At 66.7% G+C, this 23596-nt stretch carries 18 protein-coding genes; 17 read left to right on the top strand and 1 reads right to left on the bottom strand.

Annotation, left to right across the window (positions count from 1 at the left end; all coding sequences use genetic code 11):
- Positions 1-75 precede the first annotated feature (75 nt).
- The 7 genes from epd to PcP3B5_RS28190 all read left to right on the top strand — a co-directional run bounded on the left by epd (position 76) and on the right by PcP3B5_RS28190 (position 5777).
- On the top strand, positions 76-1122 hold the full coding sequence (epd, locus tag PcP3B5_RS28220; RefSeq protein ID WP_061562998.1) for an erythrose-4-phosphate dehydrogenase: 1047 nt from the start codon (positions 76-78) through the stop codon (positions 1120-1122).
- Between the two features lie 27 nt (positions 1123-1149).
- Positions 1150-2313, top strand: coding sequence for a phosphoglycerate kinase (locus tag PcP3B5_RS28215; RefSeq protein ID WP_043268456.1), 1164 nt, complete (start codon positions 1150-1152; stop codon positions 2311-2313).
- Positions 2314-2418: 105 nt separating this feature from the next.
- The gene (locus tag PcP3B5_RS28210) at positions 2419-2760 is read left to right on the top strand and encodes an MliC family protein (RefSeq protein WP_009613662.1); all 342 of its coding nucleotides are present in this window, start codon (positions 2419-2421) and stop codon (positions 2758-2760) included.
- 92 nt (positions 2761-2852) lie between these two features.
- On the top strand, positions 2853-3917 hold the full coding sequence (gene fba, locus PcP3B5_RS28205) for a class II fructose-bisphosphate aldolase (protein WP_009613660.1): 1065 nt from the start codon (positions 2853-2855) through the stop codon (positions 3915-3917).
- A 71-nt stretch (positions 3918-3988) separates the two neighbouring features.
- Positions 3989-4411: a hypothetical protein gene (locus PcP3B5_RS28200; protein ID WP_009613658.1), complete on the top strand. Its 423-nt coding sequence runs from the start codon at positions 3989-3991 to the stop codon at positions 4409-4411.
- Between the two features lie 42 nt (positions 4412-4453).
- Positions 4454-5224 (top strand): class I SAM-dependent methyltransferase, encoded by a 771-nt coding sequence (locus PcP3B5_RS28195; RefSeq protein ID WP_061562997.1) that lies wholly within the window; start codon positions 4454-4456, stop codon positions 5222-5224.
- A gap of 61 nt (positions 5225-5285) precedes the next feature.
- Entirely contained in the window at positions 5286-5777 is a 492-nt protein-coding gene (locus tag PcP3B5_RS28190; RefSeq protein ID WP_043268464.1) for a M48 metallopeptidase family protein, read from the top strand.
- Between the two features lie 503 nt (positions 5778-6280).
- On the opposite strand, the gene PcP3B5_RS28185 is transcribed toward PcP3B5_RS28190, so the two are convergent.
- Positions 6281-8713 (bottom strand): penicillin-binding protein 1A, encoded by a 2433-nt coding sequence (locus PcP3B5_RS28185; protein ID WP_061562996.1) that lies wholly within the window; start codon positions 8711-8713, stop codon positions 6281-6283.
- 185 nt (positions 8714-8898) lie between these two features.
- Here PcP3B5_RS28185 and PcP3B5_RS28180 point away from each other — a divergent pair, with 185 nt between their 5' ends.
- The 10 genes from PcP3B5_RS28180 (at position 8899) to PcP3B5_RS28135 (ending at position 23359) form a co-directional block, all read left to right on the top strand.
- The gene (locus tag PcP3B5_RS28180; protein WP_009613650.1) at positions 8899-9963 is read left to right on the top strand and encodes a pilus assembly protein PilM; all 1065 of its coding nucleotides are present in this window, start codon (positions 8899-8901) and stop codon (positions 9961-9963) included.
- On the top strand, positions 9963-10562 hold the full coding sequence (gene pilN / locus PcP3B5_RS28175; protein WP_009613648.1) for a type 4a pilus biogenesis protein PilN: 600 nt from the start codon (positions 9963-9965) through the stop codon (positions 10560-10562). Before PcP3B5_RS28180 ends, pilN begins: the two co-directional genes overlap by 1 nt.
- Positions 10559-11215 (top strand): type 4a pilus biogenesis protein PilO, encoded by a 657-nt coding sequence (pilO, locus tag PcP3B5_RS28170; RefSeq protein ID WP_009613645.1) that lies wholly within the window; start codon positions 10559-10561, stop codon positions 11213-11215. Before pilN ends, pilO begins: the two co-directional genes overlap by 4 nt.
- Positions 11212-11736, top strand: a complete 525-nt coding sequence (gene pilP / locus PcP3B5_RS28165) for a type 4a pilus biogenesis lipoprotein PilP (protein WP_009613643.1) — start codon at positions 11212-11214, stop codon at positions 11734-11736. The genes pilO and pilP overlap by 4 nt, the downstream gene beginning before the upstream one ends.
- Positions 11737-11792: 56 nt before the next feature.
- Positions 11793-13880 carry a type IV pilus secretin PilQ gene (locus PcP3B5_RS28160; RefSeq protein ID WP_024128058.1) on the top strand — a complete coding sequence of 696 codons (2088 nt, stop codon included), beginning with the start codon at positions 11793-11795 and terminating at the stop codon, positions 13878-13880.
- A 35-nt stretch (positions 13881-13915) separates the two neighbouring features.
- Positions 13916-14407: a shikimate kinase AroK gene (gene aroK / locus PcP3B5_RS28155; protein WP_043268468.1), complete on the top strand. Its 492-nt coding sequence runs from the start codon at positions 13916-13918 to the stop codon at positions 14405-14407.
- 51 nt (positions 14408-14458) lie between these two features.
- A complete protein-coding gene (aroB, locus tag PcP3B5_RS28150; protein ID WP_009613636.1) occupies positions 14459-15565 on the top strand; it encodes a 3-dehydroquinate synthase in 1107 nt (368 codons plus the stop codon).
- A 6-nt stretch (positions 15566-15571) separates the two neighbouring features.
- Positions 15572-17248, top strand: a complete 1677-nt coding sequence (locus tag PcP3B5_RS28145) for an AAA family ATPase (protein WP_061562995.1) — start codon at positions 15572-15574, stop codon at positions 17246-17248.
- Between the two features lie 219 nt (positions 17249-17467).
- Entirely contained in the window at positions 17468-21913 is a 4446-nt protein-coding gene (gene gltB / locus PcP3B5_RS28140; RefSeq protein ID WP_061562994.1) for a glutamate synthase large subunit, read from the top strand.
- 27 nt (positions 21914-21940) lie between these two features.
- Positions 21941-23359: an FAD-dependent oxidoreductase gene (locus PcP3B5_RS28135; protein ID WP_061562993.1), complete on the top strand. Its 1419-nt coding sequence runs from the start codon at positions 21941-21943 to the stop codon at positions 23357-23359.
- The last annotated feature ends 237 nt before the right edge of the window (positions 23360-23596 follow it).

Raw genomic sequence — 23596 nt, 5'->3', positions numbered from 1 at the left:
GCGCAAGCATGCCCCTGGCTGCTTTTGCTCTCGGCTTCCAGCTTCCAGCTTCCTGCTTTCGGCTTCCGAAGGCTTATGCCCAAACGCCCTTACCGTGTCGCCCTCAATGGCTACGGCCGCATCGGCCGCTGCGTGTTCCGCGCCCTGCACGAGCGCGGCGCGAAGGCCGGCTTTTCCATCGTCGCGCTGAACGACCTGGCCGACCTGCCGAGCCTGGAATACCTGACCCGCTTCGACTCCACCCACGGCCGCTTCCCCGGCGAGGTGAGCGTGGCCGACGGCTGCCTGCACGTCGGCGGCGACTGCGTGAAGGTGCTGCGCCAGGCCGAGCCCGAGGCCATCGACTGGGCGGCGCTGGACGTCGACCTGGTGCTGGAGTGCTCCGGCGTCTACCACAGCCGCGCCGATGGCCAGCGCTTCCTCGCCGCCGGCGCGCCGCGGGTACTGTTCTCCCAGCCCATGGCCAGCGAGACCGACGTCGACGCCACTGTGGTCTTCGGCATCAACCAGCAACAGCTGTCCGGCGCCGAGAAGCTGGTCTCCAACGCGTCCTGCACCACCAACTGCAGCGTGCCGCTGCTCAAGCTGCTGAACGAGGCCGTGGGCATCGAGTACGTCTCGATCACCACCATCCACTCGGCGATGAACGACCAGCCGGTGATCGACGCCTACCACCACGAGGACCTGCGCCGCACGCGCTCGGCCTTCCAGTCGGTGATCCCGGTATCGACAGGGCTCGCGCGGGGCATCGAGCGCCTGCTCCCGGAACTTGCCGGGCGAATCCAGGCCAAAGCCATCCGGGTGCCGACGGTGAACGTCTCGGCCCTGGACATCACCCTGCAGGTTTCCCGCGACACTTCCGCCGCGGAAATCAACAGGGTGCTGCGCGAGGCCGCCGGCAGCGGGCCGCTCAAGGGCCTGCTGGACTACACCGAGCTGCCACACGCCAGTTGCGACTTCAACCACGACCCGCACTCGGCGATCGTCGACGGCAGCCAGACCCGCGTTTCCGGGCCGCGCCTGGTGAACCTGCTGGCCTGGTTCGACAACGAGTGGGGCTTCGCCAACCGCATGCTCGACACCGCGGGGCACTTCCTGCGGGTCGCCGCCAGCGAACGTTAAACAACCAGCCCAGACAGGACTGATGTCATGACCGTTTTGAAGATGACCGACCTCGACCTCCAAGGTAAGCGCGTGCTGATCCGCGAGGACCTCAACGTGCCGGTGAAGGACGGCGTGGTGAAGAGCGACGCCCGCATCCTGGCCTCGCTGCCCACCATCAAGCTGGCCCTGGAGAAGGGCGCGGCGGTGATGGTCTGCTCGCACCTGGGCCGCCCCACCGAGGGCGAGTTCTCCGAGGAGAACAGCCTCAAGCCGGTCGCCGACTACCTGAGCAAGGCCCTGGGCCGCGACGTGCCGCTGGTGCGCGACTACCTCGACGGCGTCGAGGTCAAGCCGGGCGAGCTGGTGCTGTTCGAGAACGTGCGCTTCAACAAGGGCGAGAAGAAGAACGCCGACGAGCTGGCGCAGAAGTACGCTGCCCTGTGCGACGTCTTCGTCATGGATGCCTTCGGCACCGCCCACCGCGCCGAGGGCTCGACCCACGGCGTGGCCAAGTTCGCCAAGGTCGCCGCGGCCGGCCCGCTGCTGGCCGCCGAGCTGGACGCCCTGGGCACGGCCCTGGGCAACCCGGCGCGGCCGATGGCGGCCATCGTCGCCGGCTCCAAGGTTTCCACCAAGCTCGACGTGCTCAACAGCCTGGCGCAGATCTGCGACCAACTGATCGTCGGCGGCGGCATCGCCAACACCTTCCTCGCCGCGGCCGGCTACAAGGTCGGCAAGTCGCTGTACGAGGCCGACCTGGTCGACACCGCCAAGGCCATCGCGGCCAAGGTCAGCGTGCCGCTGCCGGTCGACGTCGTGGTGGCCAAGGAGTTCGCCGAAAGCGCCGCCGCCACCGTCAAGGCCATCGCCGACGTCGCCGACGACGACATGATCCTCGACATCGGCCCGCAGACCGCCGCGCAGTTCGCCGAGCTGCTGAAGTCGTCGAAGACCATCCTGTGGAACGGCCCGGTCGGCGTCTTCGAGTTCGACCAGTTCGGCGAAGGCACCAAGACCCTGGCCCTGGCCATCGCCGAGAGCCCGGCGTTCTCCATCGCCGGCGGCGGCGACACCCTGGCGGCCATCGACAAGTATGGCGTGGCCGAGCGGATCTCCTACATTTCCACCGGTGGCGGCGCCTTCCTCGAGTTCGTCGAAGGCAAGGTCCTGCCGGCCGTGGAAGTGCTGGAGCAACGCGCCAAGCAGTGAGCCTGGCGGCGTCCGACCCCCGGTGAAATACCCCTGAACCGGGGCGCCGGCGCGGCGCGGGGCTGAATGGACATACGGCATCGCCGTGAGAGGGAGAATTGCCCGATGAAGCGTTACCTCGCCGCCCTGGCCCTGGGCGCCCTGCTGGCCGGTTGCTCCAGCCACCCCGCGGGAAGCGGCGCCGGCACCGCCAAAGGCGGCTGGAACCACTGGACCTGCGACAGCGGCGCCGTGGTGATCTGGCGCTACGTCGAAGGCACCCGCTCGTCGGTGGTGGACCTGCGCCTGGGCGAGGACGACGTCGTCCATCATCTGGAGGAGGAACCCGGCGGGTCCGGTGCTTTCTATAGCGATGGACTGGTCGGCTTCAGCATCACCGGCGACCAGGGGCTGATCTACTGGGTGGAAAGCAACGACCTGATCGGCCGCGGCTGCCGCGCACGCTAGACCGCGCGGCGCAACAGACTTGAATGCGGCCTGCCCCTGCGGCAGGCTGTCGAACCATAGAACGAGCCCAACTTCCTGGGAGAAGTGAAAACATGGCACTCATCAGCATGCGCCAAATGCTGGACCACGCCGCCGAGTTCGGCTACGGCGTCCCGGCTTTCAACGTCAACAACCTCGAGCAGATGCGCGCCATCATGGAAGCGGCCGACAAGACCGATTCCCCGGTGATCGTGCAGGCTTCGGCCGGCGCCCGCAAATACGCCGGCGCGCCCTTCCTGCGCCACCTGATCCTGGCGGCCATCGAGGAATTCCCGCACATCCCGGTGTGCATGCACCAGGACCACGGCACCAGCCCCGACGTGTGCCAGCGTTCCATCCAGCTGGGCTTCAGCTCGGTGATGATGGACGGCTCGCTGAAGGAAGACGGCAAGACCCCGGCCGACTACGAATACAACGTCCGCGTGACCCAGCAGACCGTGGCCTTCGCCCATGCCTGCGGCGTCTCCGTGGAAGGTGAGCTGGGCTGCCTGGGCTCCCTGGAAACCGGCATGGCCGGCGAGGAAGACGGCGTCGGCGCCGAAGGCGTGCTGGACCACAGCCAGTTGCTGACCGACCCGGAAGAAGCCGCCGACTTCGTCAAGAAAACCAAGGTCGACGCCCTGGCCATCGCCATCGGCACCAGCCACGGCGCCTACAAGTTCACCAAGCCGCCGACCGGCGACATCCTCGCCATCGACCGCATCAAGGCGATCCACGCGCGCATCCCGGGCACCCACCTGGTGATGCACGGCTCCTCTTCGGTGCCGCAGGACTGGCTGGCGATCATCAACGAGTTCGGCGGCGAAATCCCGGAAACCTACGGCGTTCCGGTAGAAGAAATCGTCGAAGGCATCAAGTACGGCGTGCGCAAGGTGAACATCGACACCGACCTGCGCCTGGCCTCCACCGGCGCCATCCGTCGCTTCCTGGCGCAGAACAAGAGCGAGTTCGACCCGCGCAAGTACTTCGCCAAGACCATCGAGGCCATGCGCGATGTCTGCATCGCCCGCTACGAAGCCTTCGGCACCGCCGGCCACGCCTCCAAGATCAAGCCGATCTCCCTGGAAGCCATGTTCCAGCGCTACGCCAAGGGCGAACTGGAGCCGAAGATCAACTGATCCGGCCCCGCCCCTGAAGAGCCCCGCCCCGGCGGGGCTCTTTCGTATCCATGCCAGACACAGAGGCTGCCATGCGTTGGCTCGTTCCCCTGCTGATGCTCCTGCTCGCCGGTTGCGCCGCGCAGCCGCCCGGTGCGCCCGCGCCCGCCGCAGCCCCCGCGCCGCGAGCGTCGGCGGTCGACCTGCCGGTGGATGCGCAGAACTGCCTGAGCCACACCGAGTGCACGCTGAAGACCTCGCGCTCGCTGCTGTTCGTCTTCGACTACGCCGCGGCCGGCGCGCCCCTGGTGGTCAGCGAAGGCCGCCTGCTGAGCACCCCGGAGAAGGCGCCGAACAAGGGCTGGCCGGCGCTGCGTATCCAACTGGCCGAGCCCGATGGCGGGCGCTTCGAGTTCCACAGCCAGTGCCGGCAGAAGCGCTGCCGGATCAGCGAAGCCAGGCTGCTCGCCTGCTACCGCGACTACCTGGAAGGCAAGGCCTGCCGGCTGCGCTGAGTGTGCTATACCGGAGGGCGACACCGTACAGGAGAGCCGTCCATGGATAGCGTCCACGCCAGCGCCCAGCAGGGCTTCGGCCAGGAAGCCCAGACCTACGCCCACGGGCGCCCCGAATACCCCGACGAGCTGCTCGGCTGGCTCGACGGCAGCCTCGGCATCAAGGCCGGCAGCAAGGTGGCCGACCTCGGCGCCGGCACCGGCAAGTTCACCCGCCTGCTGCTGCGCACCGGCGCCGAAGTGACCGCCATCGAGCCGGTGGCGGCCATGCGCGAACGCCTGCACGAGGAGCTGCCCGACGTGCGTGTGCTGGAAGGCACCGCCCAGGGCATGCCGCTGGCCGACGCCAGCCTGGACGCGGTGCTCTGCGCCCAGGCCTTCCACTGGTTCGCCAAGCCCGAGGCGCTGCGCGAGATCCATCGCGTGCTGCGCCCGCGCGGCCACCTGGGGCTGGTATGGAACGTCCGCGACGAGCGGGTGGACTGGGTCGCCGAGCTGACCCACATAGTCGCGCCCTACGAGGGCAGTACCCCGCGCTTCCACACCGGCGAATGGCGCCGGGCCTTTGCCGACGCGCCCTTTGGCCCGCTGCAGTTGCGCGAATTCAGCTACCGCCACATCGGCCCGCCGGAACAGGTGATAGTGGCGCGGACGCTGTCGATCAGCTTCATCGCCGCGTTGCCGGCGGAGCAGAAGGCGCGGGTCGAGCAGCGCCTGCAGGAACTGATCGCCACCCACCCGGCGCTCAAGGGCCAGGCCGAGGTGGCCTTCCCCTACCGCACCGAGGCCTATTCGGCGGTGGTGCTGGACTGAGCCTGCGAAGGGGCGCGCGGATCGGCTAGACTGCGCGCCCCGTCACCGCGAACCGACCTTCATGCAACCGCTCCGCTACCTCCAGGCCTACCCGCAACAGCTGCAGGACCAGGTCCGCCAGCTGATCGCCGAGGACCGCCTGGGCGACTACCTGCAGCGCCGCTACCCCGGGCGCCACGAGGTGCAGAGCGACAAGGCGCTGTACGCCTACGCCATGCAGCTCAAGCAGGAGCACATGCGCAACGCGCCGGCGGTGGACAAGGTGCTCTACGACAGCAAGCTGGACGTGGTGCAGCGCGCCCTGGGGCTGAACACCGCGATCTCGCGGGTGCAGGGCGGCAAGCTGAAGGCGAAGAAGGAAATCCGCGTGGCCTCGCTGTTCAAGGATGCGGCGCCGGAATTTCTCAGGATGATCCTGGTGCACGAACTGGCGCACCTGCGCGAGCGCGACCACAACAAGGCCTTCTACCAGCTCTGCGAATATATGCTGCCGGGCTACCACCAGCTGGAATTCGACCTGCGCGTCTACCTGACCTGGCGCGAGCTGGACTGAGCCCCTGGCGCCTTGCGCGCCACGGAGGCCGGGTTGCCGCGGGAAGCTCCCGGCGATCGGATGGGGGTCGACCGCACAGGAGCCTTCCCCGCCGCACCCGGAGAGTAATCAAAAGATTTGGCATATTGCCATCAGTCTTTTCGGAATTTTTTCCCATTTGGGGGAAAAATCGTCGCGGACGTAAGGTGGATCACCTGCGGCTTCGGTGTACTGGCTCACCTTCGCACCCTCTCCCCAGCCCTCTCCCTGAAGGGAGAGGGAGCCGTACGGTGCTGCCGGTTAGTTCTGAGTCACCCCGCAAGTCCGCTATTTCCGGCGAGCGTCGAACTAACGCTTCACACGGAACGGTCCCCTCTCCCTTCAGGGAGAGGGTTAGGGAGAGGGAACGGCGCCAAGTCATAGCACCGAAGCCCCAGGTGAGCACCGACCTCCTAAAAGAGCCCCCTACGAAAAACGCCGTCCCCCTCAGGAGAACGGCGTTCCCGTAAAGCCAGCGCAGGCGATCAGAACAGATCCATCGGCGCGCCTTCGTCGGCCGGCAGCGGCGTGCCCGGCGCGCCGCTGCCCAGTTCGCTCATGGGCGGCGGGGTGTCTTCGCTCTTGAACAGCTCGAAGTAGGCGCCCGGCGTGCCCGGTGGCGCGGCGCGGCCGCTGAGCGGGTCGATGCGCAGGCTGACCAGGCCGGAGGGCTCGGGCAGCGTGTGCGAGGGCTTGTCCTTGAGCGCCGCGCCCATGTAGCGCATCCAGATCGGCAGCGCCACGTTGCCGCCGAACTCGCGGCGGCCAAGGCTTTCCGGCTGGTCGAAGCCGACCCACACGGTGGTCATGTAGTCGGCGTTGAAGCCGGAGAACCAGGCGTCCTTGGAGTCGTTGGTGGTGCCGGTCTTGCCCGCCAGGTCGTCGCGCTTGAGGGCCAGGGCGCGGCGGCCGGTGCCGCGCTTGATCACGTCCTGCAGCATGCTGGTCATGATGTAGGCGGTGCGGGCGTCGATGATGCGCTCGGCCGGGGTCGGCTCGATGGTGGTCCTGGCGTGGGCCGGGTCGTTGTCCTCCGCCGGCGCGGCGACGGGCTGCGCGGCCTCCTTGTCGGCGACCTGCGGGTTGTCCTCCACCGGCACGCTGGGCGGGTTGGCCTGGTACAGCACCTGGCCGTCGCGGCTTTCGATGCGGTCGACCACGTAGGGGCTGATCTTGTAGCCGCCGTTGGCGAAGGTGCTCCAGGCGCCGGCGATCTCCAGGGGCGTCAGGTTCGCGGTGCCCAGCGCCATGGACAGGTTCGGCGGCAGTTCCTGGGCATCGAAGCCGAAGCGGCTTATGTACTGGCGCGCGCGCTCCACGCCCAGGGCCTGCAGGGTGCGGATCGAGACCATGTTGCGCGACTTGTACAGCGCCTCGCGCAGCGGGATGGGGCCGAGGAAGGTGTTGGTGTCGTTCTTCGGCCGCCAGACCTTGTCCAGGTACTCGTCGACGAACACGATGGGCGCATCGTTGACCAGGCTGGCGGCGGTGAAGCCGTTGTCCAGCGCGCAACTGTAGATGAACGGCTTGAAGCTGGAGCCGGGCTGGCGCTTGGCCTGGACGGCGCGGTTGTAGCTGCTCTGCTCGAAGGAGAAGCCGCCGACCAGGGCCATGATGGCGCCGTTGTCCGGGTTCAGCGAGACCAGCGCGCTCTGCGCCGCCGGCACCTGGGTCAGGCGCAGGGCGCCGTCGTCCTTGCGCTGCACGCGGATCAGGTCGCCGGGCTGCAGCACGTCGCTGGGCTGGCGCGGCGCCGGGCCCATGCTGTTGCTGCTGAGGAAGGGGCGGGCCCACTTCATGTTGTCCCAACTGATGGTGTCGTCCTTGCCGTCACGGGTGACGACCATCACGCCGCTCTTCTCCACGCGGGTGACGATGGCCGGCTCCAGACCGCCGATCGGGCGTTGCTGGGCCACCGCCAGGCGCCAGGCGTCCAGCGACTTGCCCGGCATGCGCGCCTCGGGGCCGCGGTAGCCGTGGCGCTGGTCGTATTCCTGGAGGCCTTCGCGCAGGGCGTCGTTGGCGTACTGCTGCAGGTCGCTGCGCACCGTGGTGTAGACCCGGTAGCCCTCGGTGTAGGCGTTTCCGCCGTAGCGGCCGACCATTTCGGCGCGGGCCATCTCGGCGATGTACGGGGCCGCCAGTTCCGGGCTCGCCACGTGGTAGGAGGCGCCCACCGGCTCGGCGACGGCTTCCTGGTAGCGGGCCTGGTCGATGAAGCCGAGCTTGTTCATCCGCTCGAGGATCCAGTTGCGCCGCTCCATGCTGCGCGCCACGTTGGCCAGCGGGTTGTAGCGCGAGGGCGCCTTGGGCAGGCCGGCGATCATCGCCATCTGCGCCAGGCTCAGGTCCTTGATCGACTTGCCGTAGTAGACCTGGGCGGCGGCCTCGATGCCGTAGGCGCGGTTGCCGAGGTAGATCTTGTTGACGTACAGCTCGAGGATCTCGTCCTTGGTCAGCTCGCGCTCGATCTGCAGGGCCAGGAGGATCTCGGTGATCTTGCGCGAGAAGCTGCGCTCGTTGGTCAGGAAGTAGTTCTTCGCCACCTGCATGGTGATGGTGCTGCCGCCGGTCTGGATGTGACCGGTCGACAATAATTGCGCGGCAGCGCGCATAAGGCTCTTCACGTCCACGCCATAATGATTGGCGAAATTGTCGTCCTCGGCCGACAGAAGGGCGTGAATGAAATCCGGCGGGATGTCAGCGAAACGGATAGGCGTGCGGCGCATCTCGCCGAACTCTGCTATCAATTTGTTATCACTGCTATAAACCCGCAACGGAATCTGCAGCTGCACGTTGCGCAGGGCGTCGACCGAAGGCAGGCTGGGGCTCAGGTACAGGTAGGCGCCACTTAAACCGAGCAGCACTCCACAAAAAAGGGTGACGCAAGTCCACCACAGAAACTTCAGCAGGCGCATTGGCAGGTCTTGGATTTCCAGGGAAAAGAGAGAGTTAAGCGAAAGGCGCGGCGAAAAGGGAAAAGCTGATCACATTATAAGCAGTTTTTTTGCCAGCGAGCTATTTGCGCGGGTGTCAAGTCTGGTATCTAATGTCAAAAAACATAAATCGTCCGTAAGTCTCGGATGCTGATAGGAAATCAGTCGTGCTAGGGCTCTTCACTAAGAAAGCGAACACACTGCTGGGGATCGACATCAGTTCGACTTCGGTCAAACTCCTCGAGTTGAGCCGTTCGGGCGGGCGCTACAAGGTAGAGGCCTACGCCGTAGAGCCGCTCCCGCCGAACTCGGTAGTCGAGAAGAACATCGCCGAACTGGAGGGGGTCGGCCAGGCGCTGTCGCGGGTGGTCGCCAAGGCGCGCACCGGCGTGAAGACGGCTGCCGTGGCGGTCGCCGGCTCGGCGGTCATCACCAAGACCATCGAGATGGACGGCGGGCTTTCCGAAGACGAGCTGGAGAACCAGCTCAAGATCGAAGCCGACCAGTACATTCCCTATCCCCTGGAGGAAGTCGCCATCGACTTCGAGGTCCAGGGCGTATCCGCGCGCAACGCCGAGCGCGTCGACGTGCTGCTGGCGGCCTGCCGCAAGGAGAACGTCGAGGTGCGCGAGGCCGCGCTGGCCCTGGCCGGGCTCACCGCCAAGGTGGTGGACGTCGAGGCCTACGCGCTGGAGCGCGCCTTCGGCCTGCTCGGCGACCAGTTGGGCGGCAACGCCGACGAGCTGACCGTCGCGGTGGTCGACATCGGCGCCACCATGACCACCCTCAGCGTCTTGCACCACGGCCGCACCATCTATACCCGCGAGCAACTGTTCGGCGGGCGCCAGCTCACCGAGGAGATCCAGCGCCGCTATGGCCTGTCGGTGGAAGAAGCCGGCCTCGCCAAGAAGCAGGGCGGTCTTCCGGATGACTACGACAGCGAAGTGCTGCAACCGTTCAAGGATGCGGTGGTGCAGCAGGTCTCGCGTTCGCTGCAGTTCTTCTTCGCCGCGGGCCAGTTCAACGACGTCGACTACATCCTGCTCGCCGGCGGCACGGCTTCCATTCCCGACCTGGACCGGCTCATCCAGCAGAAGATCGGCACCCCGACGCTGGTGGCCAACCCCTTCGCCGACATGGTGCTGAGCAACAAGGTGAATGCCGGGGCGCTGGCCAGTGATGCGCCGGCGCTGATGATTGCCTGCGGTCTGGCGATGAGGAGTTTCGACTGATGGCACGCATCAACCTACTGCCATGGCGGGAGCAGCTGCGCGAGGAGCGCAAGCAGCGCTTCCTGGTTGCCCTGGGCGGCGTGCTGCTGGTCTCCGGCGGCCTGGTGTTCCTCGGTGACCAGTACTTCAGCTCGGCGATCGAGAACCAGAGCGCGCGCAACGACTTCCTGCGCAAGGAAATCGCCGTGCTGGACGCGCGCATCAAGGAGATCAGCGAGCTGAAGACGCGCCGCCAGCAATTGCTGGAGCGGATGAAGATCATCCAGGACCTGCAGGGCAACCGGCCGATCATCGGGCGCGTCTTCGACCAACTGGTGCGCACCCTGCCCGACGGCGTGTACTACACCGGCCTGAAGATGAACGGCCACACCATCGCCATCGCCGGCGCCGCCGAGTCCAACAACCGCGTGTCCAACCTGATGCGCAACCTGGACGCCTCCGACTGGCTGACCTCGCCCAACCTCACCGAGGTCAAGGCGGTCACCCAGGGCGCCGTCGACCAGGCCAACACCTTCCAGCTCACCGTGCAGCAGACGCAGCCTGGCGAGAAGGTCAAGGAGCAGGAGAAGAAGACAGTCGCGCAAGGAGCCAAGAAATGAGTCTGGCCGATTCCCTGCAAAGCCTGCGCAAGATCGACATCAACGAGCTGGACTTCAACAACGTCGGTTCCTGGCCCGCCGCGGCCAAGGTGATCGCCGGCGCGCTGCTGATGGTGCTGGTGCTGGTGCTCGGCTACCAGTTCCACCTCAAGGACCTGCAAGGCGAGCTGGACCAGCGCCGGGCCGAGGAAGAGACGCTCAAGCAGCAGTTCGGCACCAAGGCCTTCCAGGCGGCCAACCTGGAAGCCTACAAGAACCAGATGAAGGAGATGGAAGAGTCCTTCGGCGCGCTGCTGCGCCAGCTGCCCAGCGACACCGAGGTGCCCGGGCTGCTCGAGGACATCACCCGCACCGGCCTGGGCAGCGGCCTGGAGTTCGAGGAAATCAAGCTGCTGCCGGAAGTCACCCAGCAGTTCTACATCGAGCTGCCGATACAGATCAGCGTGGTCGGCGGCTACCACGACCTGGCGACCTTCGTCAGCGGCGTGGCCAGCCTGCCGCGGATCGTCACCCTGCACGACTTCGAGATCAAACCCGTGAGTGCGGACAGTACCACCAAGCTGCGCATGACCATCGTGGCCAAGACCTACCGCTACAACGACAAGGGCGTGCAGGCCAAGCCGGCGGCCAACAAGGCGGGGGCGAAGAAATGAACAAGCGCCTGATGCTGTGTGGCCTGTTGCTGCTGAGTCTGAATGGTTGCGGTTCGGGTGGCGATTTCGCCGACCTGCAGGCGTACATGGACGAAGTCCGTGCGCGGCCCAAGGGCTCCATCGAGCCGCTGCCCAAGTTCCAGCCCTACGAGGCCTTCACCTACAACGCCTCGTCCCTGCGCAGCCCGTTCCAGCCGCCGGTGAAGATCGACCTGGCGATCAAGCAGAAGGGCTCCAAGGTGGTCAAGCCCGACGAAACGCGGGTCAAGCAGTTCCTCGAAGGTTTCAACATCGAGACCTTCGAGATGGTGGGGACACTGTCCAACCAGGAGGGTACGTTCGCCCTGGTCCGCGGTGCAGGAGGGGTGCACCGGGTCAAGGTGGGGGATTATCTGGGGCGCAACGATGGGAAGATCGTTTCCATCAGCGAAGGCAAGATCGATGTAGTCGAGATCGTTCCTGATGGTGAGGGTGGCTGGCTCGAACGTCCGCGCAGCCTGACTCTCAAGGAGCGCTCCTAAGGGCGGGGATGACCATGGATAACAAACTGCTGTCTGCACGACGGATACAGACGACGATGAACAGAACTATGACCCGCCTGGGCTTTGCCCTGTTGGCCGGCCTTTTCGCGCCGAGCCTGCTCGCCGCCAACCTGCAGCGCGTCGACGTGGCCTCGCTGCCGGGGGATCGCGTGGAGCTCAAGCTGGGCTTCGACGAGCCGGTGGCCGCGCCGCGTGGCTACACCATCGAGCAGCCGGCGCGCATCGCCCTGGACCTGCCGGGCGTGCAGAACAAGCTGGGCAGCAAGAACCGCGAGCTGGGCGTGGGCAACGCGCGCAGCCTGACCGTGGTCGAGGCCAAGGACCGCACCCGCCTGATCATCAACCTGACCACCCTGGTGCCGTATTCCACCCGCGCCCAGGGCAACGACCTGATCATCCTGGTCGGCCAGGGGGGCGGCGCGCCCGCCGCGGCGGCCAGCTCCGCACCGAGCGCGGCCCCGGCCTATGCCGCGGCGCCTCGCCCGGCGCAGCCCAAGCCCTACGTGCCGGTGGGCAAGGCGATCCGCAACATCGACTTCCAGCGCGGCGAGCAGGGCGAGGGCAACGTGGTCATCGATCTGTCCGACCCGAGCGTCAGCCCGGACATCCAGGAGCAGGGCGGCAAGATCCGCCTGGACTTCCCGCGCACCCAGCTGCCCGACAGCCTGCGCGTGCGCCTGGACGTGAAGGACTTCGCCACCCCGGTGCAGTTCGTCAACGCCTCGGCGGCCGGCGACAAGGCCAGCATCGTCATCGAGCCCAGCGGCCTGTACGACTACCTGGTGTTCCAGACCGACAACCGCATGACCGTCAGCATCAAGCCGATGACCGCCAACGAGGCCGAGAAGCGCAAGAAGGACAGCTTCGCCTACACCGGCGAGAAGCTGTCGCTGAACTTCCAGGACATCGACGTGCGCTCGGTGCTGCAGCTGATCGCCGACTTCACCGACCTCAACCTGGTGGCCTCGGACACCGTGCAGGGCAACATCACCCTGCGCCTGCAGAACGTGCCCTGGGACCAGGCGCTGGACCTGGTGCTCAAGACCAAGGGCCTGGACAAGCGCAAGGTCGGCAACGTCCTGCTGGTGGCGCCGGCCGACGAGATCGCCGCGCGCGAGCGCCAGGAGCTGGAAGCGCAGAAGCAGATCGCCGAACTGGCGCCCCTGCGTCGCGAACTGATCCAGGTGAACTACGCCAAGGCTTCCGACATCGCCAAGCTGTTCCAGTCCGTGACCGGCACCAGTTCCGGCCCGGGCGCCCAGCCTGCCGCCGGCACCGACAACCGTGGCTCCATCACCGTCGACGACCGCACCAACGCCATCATCGCCTACCAGACCCAGGACCGCCTGGACGAGCTGCGACGCATCGTCTCGCAGCTGGACATCCCGGTGCGCCAGGTGATGATCGAGGCGCGCATCGTCGAGGCCAGCGTCGACTACACCAAGGAACTGGGGGTGCAGTGGGGTGGTTCGCTGAATAATCGCGGCAACTTCAACATCACCGGTGGCGCCAACAGCACGAGCAATACCTTCGTCGATCTGGGCGTCAGCACCGCGTCCCCGACCTCCGGCATCGGCATCGGCTTCGTCACCGACAACACCACCCTGGACCTGCAGCTCAACGCCATGGAGAAGACCGGCAACGGCGAAGTGGTGTCGCAGCCGAAGGTGGTCACCTCGGACAAGGAAACCGCGAAGATCCTCAAGGGCTCGGAGATTCCCTACCAGGAAGCCAGCTCCAGCGGCGCCACCTCGGTGTCCTTCAAGGAGGCCGCGCTGTCCCTGGAGGTCACTCCGCAGATCACCCCGGACAACCGCATCATCATGCAGGTCAAGGTGAACAAGGACGAGCCCGACTACCAGAACGCGCTGCTCGGCGTGCCGCCGATCAAGAAGAACGAGGTCAACGCCAAGGTGCTGGTCAACGACGGTGAAACCATCGTCATCGGCGGGGTGTTCTCCAACACCCAGACCAAGACCACCTCCAAGGTCCCGTTCCTCGGCGACGTACCGGTCGTCGGCCGCCTGTTCAAGAACGACTATGTGACGGACACCAAGAACGAGCTTCTGGTTTTCCTCACTCCCCGGATCATGAATAATCAGGCCATTGCCATCGATCGTTGATCAATGCCGTGCCCAATCTGATTCTGGTAGGCCCGATGGGTGCTGGAAAGAGCACCATCGGGCGTCTTCTTGCCAAAGAGCTGCACCTCGACTTCAAGGACTCCGACAAGGAGATCGAACAGCGCTGCGGAGCCAACATCCCCTGGATCTTCGACGTCGAGGGGGAGGCCGGCTTTCGTGAGCGGGAAAGCGCCATGCTCGCCGAGCTCTGCGACGGCGACGGCGTGGTGATCGCCACCGGCGGCGGCGCCGTGCTGCGCGAGGCCAACCGCGCCGCGCTCAAGGCCGGCGGCAAGGTGGTCTACCTGCACGCCTCGGTCGACCAGCAGATCGCCCGCACCGCCCGCGACAGGAACCGGCCGCTGCTGCAGAAGCCCAACCCGGGGCAGATCCTGCGCGACCTCATGGCCCTGCGCGATCCGCTGTACCGGGAGATCGCCGACGTGGTGGTGGAAACCGACGAGCGGCCACCGCGCCTGGTGGTGCTGGAGATACTCGATCGCCTGCGCAGGCTGGAGCGCCATTAAAGGGCGCGCGGTTCTGCGTTATCCTAGTGCCCTTTCCTGTCTGGGGGCTTCATGCGCACACTCACTGTCGATCTCGGCGACCGCAGCTACCCGATCCACATCGGCGAAGGGCTGCTGGACGATCCGCGTCATTTCGCGCCGCATATCCGTGGGCGGCAGGTCGCCATCGTCACCAACGAGACCATCGCGCCGCTGTACCTGGCGCGCCTGCAGAAGACGCTGGCCGACTACGCGCAGATCGCCGTGGTCCTGCCCGATGGCGAGGCGTACAAGCAGTGGGAAACCCTGCAATTGATCTTCGATGCCCTGCTGCAGGCGCGGCATGACCGCAAGACCACCCTGATCGCCCTCGGCGGCGGCGTGGTCGGCGACATGACCGGCTTCGCCGCGGCCTGCTACCAGCGCGGCGTCGACTTCATCCAGGTGCCGACCACCCTGCTGTCCCAGGTGGACTCCTCGGTGGGCGGCAAGACCGGTATCAACCACCCGCTGGGCAAGAACATGATCGGCGCCTTCTACCAGCCGCAGGCGGTGGTGATCGATGCCGCCTCGCTGGGAACGCTGCCGGCGCGCGAGCTGTCCGCCGGCCTGGCAGAGGTCATCAAGTACGGCCTGATCTGCGACGAGCCTTTCCTCGCCTGGCTGGAAGACAACGTCGACGCGCTGCTGGCGCTCGACTCCGCCGCGCTGGCCGAAGCCATCGAGCGCTCCTGCGCGGCCAAGGCCCGGGTGGTGGGCGCCGACGAACGGGAATCCGGGGTGCGCGCCACCCTGAACCTCGGCCACACCTTCGGCCACGCCATCGAGACCCACATGGGCTATGGCGTCTGGCTGCACGGCGAAGCCGTGGGTGCGGGAACCGTGATGGCACTGCAGATGTCGCATCTGTTGGGCTGGCTGACCGCCGCCGAGCGCGATCGTGGCGTGCGCCTGCTGCAGCGGGCGAAACTGCCGGTGGTGCCGCCGAAGGAAATGAGCGCCGGGGACTTCCTCGAGCACATGGCGGTGGACAAGAAAGTGCTCGACGGCCGTCTGCGCCTCGTATTGCTGAAAGGGCTGGGGGATGCGGTGGTCACTGCGGACTTCCCTCGTGAGATTCTGGAAGAAACCCTGCGTACTGATTACCAGGCCCTGGTCGATCAGTTAGGAGAACATTGAGGTCCCATGTCCAGCTTGCATGCCGATGAGGCCTTCCTGGCCCACTACCAGTTCAGCCACGACCCCTTCGCTCCGCGGGTTCCTGGCTTCAAGTTCTTCCCGGCACAGCGCAAGCCGGTGCTGGGCCAACTGCACCACCTGGCGCGCTACAGCCACCTGCTGCTGGCGGTGACCGGCCCCCTGGGCAGCGGCAAGACGCTGCTGCGCCAGGCCCTGGTGGCCAGCACCAACAAGGATGCGGTGTCCAGCGTGGTGATCTCCGGCCGTTCGGCGGCCGACGAAGCCACCCTGATGCGCCAGCTGGCCCAGGGCCTGGGCATCACCCAGGTGAGCATCGAGGCCATCCTGGCCAAGGTTGCCCAACTGGCGATCACCGGGCAGGACGTCTACCTGCTGGTGGACGATGCCGAGCAACTGCGTGACGGCGCCCTCGAGGTGCTGCTGTTGCTGGCCGCCGGCAACAGCGAGGCGCGCCTGCACGTGTTCCTGTTCGGCGAGCCCGAGCTGCTGTCGCGGCTGGAGGCGCTGTCCGAGGGCGAGGAGCGCTTCCACGCCATCGAGTTGCAGCCCTACAGCGAGGAAGAGACCCGCGAATACCTGGCGCAGCGCCTGGAAGGCGCAGGGCAGGGCGCGGAGCTGATTTCCGACGACCTGCTGGCCGACATCCACGAGCAGTCCGGCGGCTGGCCGGGTTCGATCAACCAGGTGGCCCGCGACGCCCTGATCGAGGCGATGCTGGCCGACCGTGGCGGCGCCCGCAAGGCCGCCCCCGGCGCCAGCCTGCGCCTGCCGAAGAAACATCTGCTGATCCTCGGCGTGGTCGCCATCGGCGTGGTCGCCGCCTGGTTCATGCAGGGCCGCACCAGCAAGCCGGATAGCGCCGCCACCCAGGCTTCCGCGCAGTTGCCGATGGGTTCCGCCGCGCAGCCGGGCGCCGCCCAGGCGCCGGCCTCGGGCTCCGGTCCCTCGGTGGAGTTCGCCGGTTCCAACCAGCCGGTGCCGCTGCCGCTGGTGGGCGAGGCCCAGCCGGTCATCCGCGAGCCCATGGCCCAGGCCGGTGGCCAGGAAGACGCCGACGAAGGCGCCATGCCCGCGCCCGGCGTGCCGCCGACCGTGACCACCTCCGCACCGCCGCTCGCGCCGCTGGCCGGCAAGAGCGCGCCGCAACCGCTGAATCCGGTGCCGCCGGCGCCGAGCGTGGCGAGCGCTCCGGCGCAGCCGGTGGCTTCCACGCCTGCCCCGGCCCCGGTCAGCAAGCCGGTGGCCAAGGCCGAGCCGGTGAAGCCGGTCGCCAAGCCCGCGGCCAAGCCGGCAGAACCCAAGGCCGTGGCCAAGGCTGCGCCGAGCAAGCCGGCGGCCCCGGCCAAGGCCAGCGCCGCCGCCGGTGGCGCCGGTAGCCAGTGGTATCGCTCGCAGCCCGCGGGGAATTATGCTGTGCAGGTGCTGGGCACCGGCTCCGAGGCCAGCGCCAAGGCCTACATCAGCAAACAGGGCGGCGGCGAGTACCGCTACTTCCGCAAGACCCTGCAGGGCAAGCCCTTCTACGTGGTGACCTACGGCAGCTTCCCCAGCCGCGCCGCCGCCGTGGCCGCGGTGAAGAGCCTGTCGGCCAAGGCCCAGGGCGGCAAACCCTGGCCGCGCACCTTCGCCAGCATCCAGCAGGAAATCGCCAGCGCCCGCTGACGCGCTGTCGCAAAAATGAAAACCCGCCAGTCACAAGCACGACTGGCGGGTTTTTTCTTTCAGGAATGCGACATCCAGTTTCAGCCTCTCGCCAAAAATTTGTGAGGCGCCTTGTACCTATGTACAATGGCCTCCCTTTGCCTGTCGGAAACTTGCCGTTTGAGCGAGAAGACAGGCGAAGTCGCTGAATTAAAAAAGTTTTGCCGGTGAGAGTTCCCTATGAAAGCAGGTCTGTACCATCCTGAGACGTTCAAGGATAACTGCGGATTCGGCCTGATCGCCCATATGCAGGGCGAGCCAAGCCACGAACTTCTGCAAACCGCCATCGAAGCACTGACCTGCATGACCCACCGAGGTGGGATCAACGCGGACGGGAAGACCGGGGACGGCTGTGGGCTGCTGATCCAGAAGCCCGACGAGTTCCTGCGGGCGGTGGCCAAGGCCGAATTCGCGACCGATCTGCCCGCCCAGTACGCGGTGGGCATGGTCTTCTTCAACCAGGACCCGGTAAAGGCCGAGGCCGCTCGCGCGAACATGAATCGCGAGATCGAGGCCGAAGGCCTGCAACTGGTCGGCTGGCGCAAGGTGCCGATCGACACCAGCGTGCTCGGCCGCCTGGCCCTGGAGCGCCTGCCGCAGATCGAGCAGGTGTTCGTCGGCGGCGAAGGCCTGTCCGACCAGGACTTCGCCGTGAAGCTGTTCTGCGCCCGTCGGCGCTCCTCGGTGGCCAACGCCGCCGACGCCGACCATTACGTCTGCAGCTTCTCGCACAAGACCATCATCTATAAGGGCCTGATGATGCCGGCGGACCTCGCCGCTTTCTATCCGGACCTTTCCGACGAGCGCCTGAAGACCGCCATCTGCGTCTTCCACCAGCGCTTCTCCACCAACACCCTGCCGAAGTGGCCGCTGGCCCAGCCGTTCCGCCTGCTGGCGCACAACGGCGAGATCAACACCATCACCGGCAACCGCAACTGGGCCCAGGCCCGGCGCAGCAAGTTCGTCAACGAGTTCATGCCGAACCTCGACGAGCTCGGTCCGCTGGTCAACCGCGTGGGTTCGGACTCCTCCAGCATGGACAACATGCTCGAGCTGATGGTCACCGGCGGCATGGACATGTTCCGCGGCCTGCGCATGATCATTCCGCCGGCCTGGCAGAACGTCGAGACCATGGACGCCGACCTGCGCGCGTTCTATGAATTCAACTCGCTGCACATGGAGCCGTGGGACGGCCCCGCCGGCGTGGTGCTGACCGACGGCCGCTACGCCGTCTGCCTGCTCGACCGCAACGGCCTGCGCCCGGCGCGCTGGGTCACCACCAAGAACGGCTACATCACCCTGGCCTCGGAAATCGGCGTCTGGGACTACAAGGCCGAGGACGTGCTGGCCAAGGGCCGCGTCGGCCCGGGGCAGATCCTCGCGGTGGATACCGAGACCGGCCAACTGCTGCAGACCGAGGACATCGACAACCGCCTGAAGTCGCGCCACCCGTACAAGCAGTGGCTGCGCCAGCGCGCGCTGCGCATCCAGGCGACCCTGGAAGACGACCAGGGCGTGGCCAGCTACGACAGCGACCAGCTCAAGCAGTACATGAAGATGTTCCAGGTCACCTTCGAGGAGCGTGACCAGGTGCTGCGCCCGCTGGCCGAGCAGGGCCAGGAAGCGGTCGGCTCGATGGGCGACGACACCCCGATGGCGGTGCTGTCCAAGCGCATCCGCTCGCCCTACGACTACTTCCGCCAGGTCTTCGCGCAGGTCACCAACCCGCCGATCGACCCGCTGCGCGAAGCCATCGTGATGTCTCTGGAGACCTGCCTGGGCGTCGAGCAGAACATCTTCGAAGAGTCGCCGCACCACGCCAACCAGGCCATCCTGACCACCCCGGTGATCTCCCCGGCGAAGTGGCGCAGCCTGATGAACCTGGAGCGCCCGGGCTTCGACCGCCACCACATCGACCTGAACTACGACGAGTCCGTCGGCCTGGAAGCGGCCGTGCGCAACATCGCCGACCAGGCCGAGGAAGCCGTGCGCGCCGGCAAGGTGCTGCTGGTGCTCTCCGACCGCCACATCGCCCCCGGCAAGCTGCCGGTGCACGCGGCCCTGGCCGTCGGCGCCGTGCACCACCGCCTGGTGCAGACCGGCCTGCGCTGCGACTCGAACATCCTGGTGGAGACCGCCACCGCCCGCGACCCGCACCACTTCGCGGTGCTGGTGGGCTTCGGCGCCTCGGCGGTCTACCCGTTCCTCGCCTACGAGGTGCTGGCCGACCTGATCCGCACCGGCGAAGTGCTGGGCGACCTCTACGAGGTATTCAAGTACTACCGCAAGGGCATCTCCAAGGGCCTGATGAAGATCCTGTCGAAGATGGGCATCTCCACCATCGCCTCCTACCGCGGCGCCCAGCTGTTCGAAGCCATCGGCCTGTCCGACGAGGTCACCGGCCTGTGCTTCCCGGGCGTGCCCAGCCGCATCCAGGGCGCGCGCTTCCTCGACATCGAGAACGAGCAGAAGCTGCTGGCCTTTGATGCCTGGAACAACCGCAAGCCGATCCAGCAGGGCGGCCTGCTGAAGTTCGTCTACGGCGGCGAGTACCACGCCTACAACCCGGACGTGGTCAACACCCTGCAGGCCGCCGTGCAGCAGGGCGACTACGAGAAATTCAAGGAATACACCGCGCTGGTGGACAAGCGTCCGGTGTCGATGCTCCGCGACCTGCTGCAGGTGAAGACCGCCGCGCAGCCGCTGAGCCTCGACGAAATCGAGCCGCTGGAGTCGATCTTCAAGCGCTTCGACGCCGCCGGCATCTCCCTCGGCGCGCTGTCGCCGGAAGCCCACGAGGCCCTGGCCGAAGCCATGAACCGCCTCGGCGGGCGCTCCAACTCCGGTGAGGGCGGCGAGGACCCGGCGCGCTACGGCACGCTGAAGAGCTCGAAGATCAAGCAGGTGGCCACCGGCCGCTTCGGCGTGACCCCGGAATACCTGGTCAACGCCGAGGTCCTGCAGATCAAGGTGGCCCAGGGCGCCAAGCCCGGCGAGGGCGGCCAGCTGCCCGGCGGCAAGGTCAACGGCCTGATCGCCCGCCTGCGCTACGCGGTGCCCGGCGTGACGCTGATCTCGCCGCCGCCGCACCACGACATCTACTCCATCGAGGACCTGGCGCAGCTGATCTTCGACCTCAAGCAGGTCAACCCGCAGGCGCTGGTGTCGGTGAAACTGGTCTCCGAGCCGGGCGTGGGCACCATCGCCGCCGGCGTGGCCAAGGCCTATGCCGACCTGATCACCATTTCCGGCTACGACGGCGGTACCGGCGCCTCGCCCATCACCTCCATCAAGTACGCCGGCAGCCCGTGGGAACTGGGCCTGGCCGAGGCGCACCAGACCCTGCGCGGCAACGACCTGCGCGGCAAGGTCCGCGTGCAGACCGACGGCGGCCTGAAGACCGGCCTGGACGTGATCAAGGCGGCCATCCTCGGCGCCGAGAGCTTCGGCTTCGGCACCGCGCCGATGATCGCCCTGGGCTGCAAGTACCTGCGCATCTGCCACCTGAACAACTGCGCCACGGGCGTGGCTACCCAGAACGACAAGCTGCGCAAGGACCACTTCATCGGCACCGTCGAGATGGTGACGAACTTCTTCACCTTCATCGCCAGCGAGACCCGCGAATGGCTGGCCAAGCTGGGCGTGCGCAGCCTCGCCGAGCTGATCGGCCGTACCGACCTGCTGGAAATCCTGCCCGGCGAAACCGCCAAGCAGGGCAACCTCGACCTCACCCCGCTGCTGGGCAGCGACCTGATCCCGGCCGAGAAGCCGCAGTTCTGTGAAGTCGAGAAGAACCCGCCGTTCGACCAGGGCCTGCTGGCCGAGAAGATGGTCGAGCTGGCCCGCGGCGCCATCGAAGGCGCCAAGGGCGGCGAGTACGAGCTGGACATCTGCAACTGCGACCGTTCCATCGGCGCGCGCGTGTCCGGCGAGATCGCCCGGGTGCACGGCAACCAGGGCATGGCCAAGGCGCCGATCACCTTCCGCTTCAAGGGCACCGCGGGGCAGAGCTTCGGCGTGTGGAACGCCGGCGGCCTGCACCTGTACCTGGAAGGCGACGCCAACGACTACGTCGGCAAGGGCATGACCGGCGGCAAGCTGGTGGTGACCCCGCCCAAGGGCAGCCCGTTCAAGACCCAGGAGTCGGCCATCGTCGGCAACACCTGCCTGTACGGCGCCACCGGCGGCAAGTTGTTCGCCGCCGGCACCGCGGGCGAGCGTTTCGGCGTGCGCAACTCCGGCGCCCACGCGGTGGTGGAAGGCACTGGCGACCACTGCTGCGAGTACATGACCGGCGGCTTCGTCTGCGTGCTGGGCAAGACCGGCTACAACTTCGGCTCCGGCATGACCGGGGGCTTCGCCTACGTCCTGGACATGGACAACACCTTCGTCGACCGCGTGAACCATGAGCTGGTGGAAATCCAGCGGATCAGCGGCGAGGCGATGGAGGCCCAGCGCAGCCACCTGCGCAAGGTCCTGGTGGAATATGTCGAGGAAACGGCGAGCGAGTGGGGGGCGAACCTGCTGGAGAACCTCGACGACTACCTGCGTCGGTTCTGGCTGGTGAAACCGAAGGCCGCGAGCCTCGGTTCCCTGCTGACCAGCACCCGTGCCAACCCGCAATAAGCGCCTGAAGTCTGAAGAGGTCTTGAAATGTCTGAACGTCTCAACAATGACTTCCAGTTCATCGAAGTCGGGCGCAAGGATCCGAAGAAGAAACTGCTGCGCCAGCGCAAGCGCGAGTTCGTGGAAATCTACGACCTGTTCAAGCCGCAGCAGGCGGCTGACCAGGCCCACCGCTGCCTGGGCTGCGGCAACCCGTACTGCGAGTGGAAGTGCCCGGTCCACAACTTCATCCCCAACTGGCTGAAGCTGGTTTCCGAAGGCAACATCCTGGCCGCCGCCGAGCTGTCGCACCAGACCAACACCCTGCCGGAAGTCTGCGGCCGGGTGTGTCCGCAGGACCGCCTCTGCGAGGGTGCCTGCACCCTCAACGACGGTTTCGGCGCGGTGACCATCGGCTCGGTGGAGAAATACATCACCGACACCGCCTTCGCCATGGGCTGGCGCCCGGACATGTCCAAGGTCAAGCCCACCGGCAAGCGCGTCGCGGTGATCGGCGCCGGCCCGGCCGGCCTGGGCTGCGCCGACGTGCTGGTGCGCAACGGCGTGACCCCGGTGGTGTACGACCGCAACCCGGAAATCGGCGGCCTGCTGACCTTCGGCATCCCCGAGTTCAAGCTGGAAAAGCACGTGCTGTCGCGCCGCCGCGAAGTCTTCACCGGCATGGGCATCGAGTTCCGCCTGAACACCGAGATCGGCAAGGACGTGACCATGGAGCAACTGCTCGATGAGTACGATGCCGTGTTCATGGGCATGGGCACCTACACCTACATGAAGGGTGGCTTCCCCGGCGAGGACCTGCCCGGCGTGCACGATGCGCTGGACTTCCTGATCGCCAACGTGAACCGCAACCTCGGCTTCGAGAAGTCCCCCGAGGACTTCGTCGACATGAAGGGCAAGCGCGTGGTGGTCCTGGGCGGCGGCGACACCGCGATGGACTGCAACCGCACCTCCATCCGCCAGGGCGCCAAGAGTGTGACCTGCGCCTACCGCCGCGACGAAGAGAACATGCCCGGCTCGCGCAAAGAGGTGAAGAACGCCAAGGAAGAGGGCGTGAAGTTCCTCTTCAACCGCCAGCCCATCGCCATCGTCGGCGAGGACAGGGTGGAAGGCGTGAAGGTGGTCGAGACCCGTCTCGGCGAACCGGACGCCCGTGGCCGCCGCAGCCCCGAGCCGATCCCGGGCTCCGAGGAGATCATCCCGGCCGAAGCCGTGCTGATCGCCTTCGGCTTCCGCCCGAGCCCGGCGCCCTGGTTCGAGCAGCACCAGGTCGAGATCGACAGCCAGGGCCGCGTCATCGCCCCGGCCGCCGCGCAGTTCAAGCACCAGACCAGCAACCCGAAGATCTTCGCCGGCGGCGACATGGTCCGCGGTTCCGACCTGGTGGTGACGGCGATCTTCGAAGGGCGCACTGCAGCCGAGGGCATCCTCGACTACCTCGGCGTCTGATTGGCTGTCTTGCCGGCTGCGCCGAGGCGCTTTTCGTAGGATGGGTTGAGCTTTGCGAAACCCATGCGGCCGTGGGGTGATGGGTATCGCTTCGCTCAACCCATCCTACGACTGCGAACCCTGCCCCTGTAGGAGCGGGCCCTGCCCGCGAATCGCGCGCAGGGCGCGCTCCTGCAAAAGATGTATGGCGCTGCGGCAGAATGCCGCGATGGACAAAAGGCACGGCCCCCGCCGTGC

The sequence above is a fragment of the Pseudomonas citronellolis genome (assembly GCF_001586155.1).
Classification (GTDB): Bacteria; Pseudomonadota; Gammaproteobacteria; order Pseudomonadales; family Pseudomonadaceae; genus Pseudomonas; species Pseudomonas citronellolis.
The sequence above is the reverse complement of the archived record's forward strand: the minus strand, read 5'-3'. Positions and strand labels throughout refer to the sequence as shown.